The sequence below is a fragment of the Streptomyces sp. NPDC127108 genome, assembly GCF_042677545.1.
Lineage (GTDB): Bacteria > Actinomycetota > Actinomycetes > Streptomycetales > Streptomycetaceae > Streptomyces.
The window spans coordinates 64,809-70,808 of the sequence record NZ_JBHXTE010000050.1 but is presented as its reverse complement, the minus strand read 5'-3'; the positions used below and the strand labels follow the sequence as shown (position 1 = coordinate 70,808).

The 6,000-nt window shown below is 72.0% G+C and carries 6 protein-coding genes; 3 read left to right on the top strand and 3 right to left on the bottom strand.

All coding sequences use genetic code 11. The features are described 5' to 3' along the window. The first annotated feature begins 479 nt into the window (after positions 1-479). Entirely contained in the window at positions 480-1,700 is a 1,221-nt protein-coding gene (locus ACFVHO_RS33385) for an acetyl-CoA C-acetyltransferase (protein WP_385722985.1), read from the top strand. Between the two features lie 319 nt (positions 1,701-2,019). Beyond that, positions 2,020-2,835 carry a hypothetical protein gene (locus ACFVHO_RS33380; protein WP_385722982.1) on the top strand — a complete coding sequence of 272 codons (816 nt, stop codon included), beginning with the start codon at positions 2,020-2,022 and terminating at the stop codon, positions 2,833-2,835. 69 nt (positions 2,836-2,904) lie between these two features. Here ACFVHO_RS33380 and ACFVHO_RS33375 read toward each other — a convergent pair whose 3' ends face one another. Beyond that, a complete protein-coding gene (locus tag ACFVHO_RS33375) occupies positions 2,905-3,216 on the bottom strand; it encodes a hypothetical protein (protein WP_385722979.1) in 312 nt (103 codons plus the stop codon). Positions 3,217-3,317: 101 nt separating this feature from the next. Here ACFVHO_RS33375 and ACFVHO_RS33370 point away from each other — a divergent pair, with 101 nt between their 5' ends. After that, positions 3,318-3,548 (top strand): DUF4287 domain-containing protein, encoded by a 231-nt coding sequence (locus ACFVHO_RS33370; RefSeq protein ID WP_030360679.1) that lies wholly within the window; start codon positions 3,318-3,320, stop codon positions 3,546-3,548. A gap of 128 nt (positions 3,549-3,676) precedes the next feature. Here the strand turns inward: ACFVHO_RS33370 and ACFVHO_RS33365 are convergent, their stop codons facing one another. After that, positions 3,677-4,600: a Bax inhibitor-1/YccA family protein gene (locus ACFVHO_RS33365; protein ID WP_289949924.1), complete on the bottom strand. Its 924-nt coding sequence runs from the start codon at positions 4,598-4,600 to the stop codon at positions 3,677-3,679. Between the two features lie 150 nt (positions 4,601-4,750). Next, positions 4,751-5,926, bottom strand: a complete 1,176-nt coding sequence (locus ACFVHO_RS33360; protein ID WP_385722975.1) for a 4-hydroxybenzoate 3-monooxygenase — start codon at positions 5,924-5,926, stop codon at positions 4,751-4,753. Positions 5,927-6,000 lie beyond the last annotated feature (74 nt).

The window sequence follows — 6,000 nt, the reverse complement described above, 5'->3', positions numbered from 1 at the left end:
GGACCCCCGAGCCACACACGCCGGAGGGGCTATCCCCCACCCACCCGCCCCAACCTGCACCACCAGCCCAACAGCCCGGCACCATCAGCCCCGAACCAGCCCACGCCACAGCACCGCCGCTCCGGCATATCCCTCCAGCCCACCCCGGCACATTCCTCCGGCCCGCCCCGGGGAAGTTTTCAGCCCGTCCGGCGATTGAGGACGAGGCGCGAAGCGCCGATCCGGCGGCGGCCCGTCCCACCCGCACGGGACACCCACCCCCCGGGGTCCAGGGGCGAAGCCCCCCGCGCGGCGGAGCCGCAAATTGACACAGCCGGAGAAGGGGTGGGACTGGGGCGCCCCCGCGAGGCCCTGAGCAGGCGCTTAGAAATGCGGCCCGCGTCACAGCTCCCGCCCCGTGACCGACAGCGATACGTGCAGGTAACTTCCCAGGGAGTCCTGCCCTGCCCCCAGGGCGCCCCCGCCAGTAGGAGCCCGTGATGCCCGAAGCCGTGATCGTCTCCGCTGCCCGCTCCCCCATCGGCCGCGCCTTCAAGGGCTCCCTGAAGGAGCTGCGCCCCGACGACCTGACCGCCACGATCATCGAGGCCGCCCTCGCCAAGGTGCCCGCGCTCGACCCGAAGGACATCGACGACCTGATGCTGGGCTGCGGTCTGCCCGGCGGCGAGCAGGGGCACAACCTGGGCCGGATCGTCGCGGTGCAGATGGGGATGGACCACCTCCCCGGCTGCACCATCACGCGCTACTGCTCCTCCTCGCTGCAGACGTCCCGGATGGCGCTGCACGCCATCAAGGCGGGCGAGGGCGACGTCTTCATCTCGGCGGGCGTGGAGATGGTGTCCCGCTCCGTGAAGGGCACCAGCGACGGCCAGCCCGACACCCACAACCCGCTCTTCGCGGACGCCGAGGCCCGCACCGCGGCCCGCGCCCAGGAGACGGGCACCGACTGGCACGACCCGCGCGAGGACGGCCTGGTCCCGGACGCGTACATCGCGATGGGCCAGACCGCCGAGAACCTCGCCCGGCTGAAGGGCGTGACGCGCGAGGACATGGACGAGTTCGGCGTCCGGTCCCAGAACCTCGCCGAGGAAGCCCTGAAGAACGGCTTCTGGGAGCGGGAGATCACGCCGGTCACCACGCCCGACGGCACGGTGGTCAGCAAGGACGACGGGCCGCGCGCGGGCGTCACGCTGGAGGGCGTGGCGGGCCTCAAGCCCGTGTTCCGCCCCGACGGCCTGGTCACCGCGGGCAACTGCTGTCCCCTGAACGACGGCGCCGCCGCCCTGGTGATCATGAGCGACACCAAGGCCCGTGAGCTCGGCCTGACCCCGCTGGCCCGGATCGTGTCGACCGGCGTCTCCGGCCTCTCCCCGGAGATCATGGGCCTCGGCCCGGTCGAGGCCAGCAAGCAGGCCCTCAAGCGCGCCGGGCTCGGCGTCGGCGACATCGACCTGGTCGAGATCAACGAGGCCTTCGCCGCCCAGGTCATCCCGTCCTACCGCGACCTGGGCATCCCGCTGGAGAAGCTGAACGTCAACGGCGGCGCGATCGCCGTCGGCCACCCCTTCGGCATGACCGGCGCCCGCATCACCGGCACGCTGATCAACAGCCTCCAGTTCCACGACAAGCAGTTCGGCCTGGAGACGATGTGCGTCGGCGGCGGTCAGGGCATGGCGATGGTCATCGAGCGCCTGAGCTGAGCAGGCGGATCGGGCCGCCGCCCGGAGCGACGCCCGAAGCGGCCGGTCCGGCACCCTGAGTGGCCGCGCGTCTCACGAGCCGGGACGCGGCGGCCACTTCGGCCCCTCCACTCATTCGTGACCCAATCTCCCCCAGGATGTGACCAATCTCCTGGGGGAGGCACAATTGCCCAGGTCAGAGCGGATGCGCGAATAAACACCGGGCCGAAAGTCCTGTCCAATTCGTGACGTAATGCACTGACAGCGGGATGGTGCAGGCTTCAAGCTGATGTAGGAAGTCGGGGGTCGACTTGAAACCGGGAGTACGTCAGTGAGCGCCATGCATCTTGCCTTGCTGCTCTCCGCGGCCGCTGCCACGGCCGTGGGCACCGCCACCCTGCGCACCGTGCGGGGCCTGCGGCAGCAGATCACCGAGCTGCGCACCGAGCTGGCCGAGAGCCACGGCGCGGCCACCGGCCGCGTCTCCGTACCCGCGGCTCGTACCGCTGTGGACACCGAGGAGATACGCGCGGCGGTCGCCGAGGCCCTCGCCGAGGAGCGCGAGCGCGAGCTGGCCGAGGCGCGCGCCTTCTGGGCCGCCCAGGAGGCGCGGGACATCGCGGACACGCCCTCGCTCCTCAGCGGCCTGCCCGAGGGCATCGCGGACGAGCTGTTCCTGCCGCGCCAGGCCGATCTCGCGGGCCTGGAGTCGGAGAGCCTGGAGCCGGTCGTCGAGCCCTTCGCCGACCCGGCCGGGGCCGCGGACGAGTTCGCCGCGGACTCCCCCGAGCTGGCCGCGGCCCGCCGCCGCCACCCCTCCCACCCCGACTTTGTGCCGGTCCAGTCCAGCGCGCACGGCGACCACGAGCGCACCGTGGCCTGCCTGGAGGAGCTGGCCGACGCCCGCACGGCGCTCGCCGACGTCCGCCCGGGCCCCCTCGGCACCCTGGACGTCTACGTCTTCACGGACGGCACGACGCTCTGCATGACCCCGGGCCACCGCGAGACCGCGGAGCTGCTCGCCGCCGCCCTGCGCGACGGCCAGGCCCCGGTCCTGCTCGGCGGCTCCGGCGTCTCGGGCGCGTACGCCCTGACGTTCGCGTGCGGCGCGGAGAACGTCTACATCCTCGCCGACCGCGTGATCGCGAGCGTCTGAAGCCTTACGCGAGCGCCTGCGCCTCAGGCGCCAACCGAGTCGTCGCGAGCGTCCGACAGCGCGTTCCGGTCAGATTCCGGCCCGTCCGAGGGCCTGCTCCACCAGCTCCACCGCCTCCGCGAGTTCCCCCTCGTCGGCGAGCACCAGGGCCAAGTCCCGCCCCGCGACGGTGACTTGGTCGGCCGCCGCGAACATTCCGGCGTCCGGCATCTGGCGCGGCTCGCCGCCCGGCGTCTCCCGCGCCTGGGTGCGCAGGGCCAACTCCCTCGCGAGCTCCAGCGCTTCGGCCGCCGCCCCGCGCTGCAGTCTGGACTGCGGGGCGGCCCGCAGCCGGTCCGCGAATCGGTCAACGGCCGTGATCAAAGGCGTCGTATCGAGCACTGTGCGACCCTACGCGTCGAGCAGGGACTGTTGCCAATACCCGAACGCTCAGGCACGGTGGCGTGAAGGACGGACCACATCGAACGCGTCCGGAGGCGCCGATGTCCCAAGTCTTCTCCGAGGAGACCCACCGAAATCTGCTCGCGCGAATCCCCCATTGCACAGGTCGTGAAGTCTCCGACTGGCTGCGCACCGTCGACGAGGGCCCCTCTCTCTTCCGTTTCGAGGAGAAGGTCAGCTGGCTCCGCGGCGAACACAACCTCGCGTACGGCCACGCCAAGGCGATCATCCACGAGTACGACCTCCGCCGCGCCGCACGCAAACTGCTCTGACCCCGACCCCCCGTTCCCCCGCGAAGACAGACAGGCAGGCAGACAGCAGACAACGGCGAAGGGCCCGCGGAAGGCGTTCCGCGGGCCCTTCGGCCGTGTTCAGGACGTCAGCCGCCCAGGGGCGGGCGTCAGTCGTTGCCCTGCAGGATCGCGATGAGCCGCAGGAACTCCATGTAGATCCACACCAGCGTCATCGTGAGGCCGAAGGCGGCGAGCCAGGCCTCCTCGCGCGGGGCGCCGTACGCGATGCCGTCCTCGACCTGCTTGAAGTCCAGGGCCAGGAAGCACGCGCCGAGCAGGATGCCGATGATGCCGAACATGATGCCGAGGCCGCCGCTGCGGAAGCCCAGGCCGTCACCGCCGCCGATCACGGCGAACAGCAGGTTCACCGCCATCAGCAGGATGAAGCCGAGGGCGGCCGCCATCACGAAGCCGTAGAACCGGCGGTTCACCCGGATCCAGCCGGCCTTGTACGCCACGAGGACGCCGAGGAAGACCGCCATCGTGCCGAGCACGGCCTGCATGGCCGCGCCGCTCGCGATGCGGTTGTCGACGACGCTGGAGACGACGCCGAGGAAGACACCCTCCAGGGCGGCGTACGTCAGGATCAGCGGCGGCGACGCCTTGCGCTTGAAGGCCTGCACGAAGCCCAGGATCATCGCGACGAGACCGGCGCCGATCGCGATGCCGTAGGACTTGCTGATGTTGGCGTCGTCCACGGGCAGCAGCGCCCAGGCGAGCGCGGCCGTGACGACGAGGACGCCGAGCGTGGTGGCCGTGCGCATGACGACGTCGTCCATCGTCATGCGGCCGGTGGTCACCGGGGACTGGGGCGGGGCGCCCTGGAGGTCCTGCTGGGCGTACGGATTGTTGGCGTACGGGTTGGCGGGGGCCTGCTGGCCCGCGCCCGCGTACGGGTTGCCCTGCGCGTACGGATTGGCCTGCGTCCCGACGGCGGCGGCTCCCCCGGCCTGCGGCTGCGCGTTGAAGCCCGCATAGCCGTTGTCGCGGCTGAACCCCCGTCGCGAGAAGACCGGGTTACTGCTCCTCATCTCACTCCTCCATGGCCACCGTGCGTGGCTTTGGTTCAAGAGTAATGGGCTGGCAAAGATCCAGCCCTAGTGCTCAGGGAGGATCTTTCCCCATCTGTTACGAGGAACGCTCGCCGAGGCTCCGGTGTTCCGGCCCTCTCGGGTGCCCGATCAGTCGAACGGCAGGCCCGTGTAGCTCTCGGCCAGGTCCGTCGCCGCCGCCCGTGAGGTGGCGATCCGGTCGAGCCGGGCCAGCTGGAGGCGGTCGTCGAAGGGGGTGGCGTCCGGGTCGCGGTGCAGCATGGCCGTCATCGCGTACGCGAACCGCTCGGCCTGCCAGACCCGGCGCAGACAGGTCGCGGAGTACGTGTCGAGGCCCGTCGGGTCGCCGCTGGTGTGGTGGGCGACCAGGGCGCGGGCGAGGGTGACGACGTCGCCCACGGCGAGGTTCAGGCCCTTGGCGCCGGTGGGCGGCACGATATGGGCGGCGTCACCGGCGAGGAAGAGCCGGCCGTGCCGCATCGGCTCGTGGACGTGGGAGCGCATCGGAGTGACGGACGTCGCGGTGATCGGGCCGCGCGCCAGCCGCCAGCCGTCGTCGGTGGCGAGCCGCAGGTCCAGCTCGTCCCAGATCGCCCGGTCGCTCCAGTCGGCGGCCCGGGTGCCCTCGGGGACCTGGAGGTAGAGGCGGGAGACCGTGGGCGAGCGCATGCTCAGGAGGGCGAAGCCTCGGTCGTGGCGGGCGTAGACCAGCTCGTCGTGGGAGGGCGGCGCGTCCGCGAGGACACCGAGCCAGGCGAAGGGGTACCTGCGCTCGTACGTCCGCGAGAGCGCGGCGGGCACCGCGGCCCGGGACACGCCCCAGTAGCCGTCGCACCCGGCGACGTACGCGCAGTCCAGGACGCCCTCACGGCCCTCGTGGCGGTAGCGCACCCGTGGCGAGTCGGTGTCCGCGTCCTCCACGGCGAGCGCCTCGGCCCCGAAGAGCAGCGGGCCGCCGCCGCGGAACCGCAGGGCGATCAAGTCCTTGCACACCTCCGTCTGGGCGTAGACCGTCACCGCCCGGCCGCCGGTGAGTGAGGGGAAGTCGACGCGATGCCTGCGGCGGTCGAAGCGCAGCTCGATGCCGGTGTGCCGCAGACCCTCGCGGTCCATGCGGGCGCCCGCGCCGGCCGCCCGCAGCGCGTCGGCCGTGCCCTGCTCCAGGACCCCGGCGCGCTGGCGCCGCTCCACGTGGGCGCGGTCGCGGCTCTCCAGGACGACGGATTCGATGCCCGCGACGTCCAGGAGACGGGCGAGCAGGAGGCCCGCGGGGCCCGCTCCGATGATCGCGACGGTGGTGCGCATCACGGGAGTGTCGGACCGCCCGGGGCGGGTGTCAACGGGGTGGCGGCGCGCCGGGGCCGACTCCGCGCCCCTGG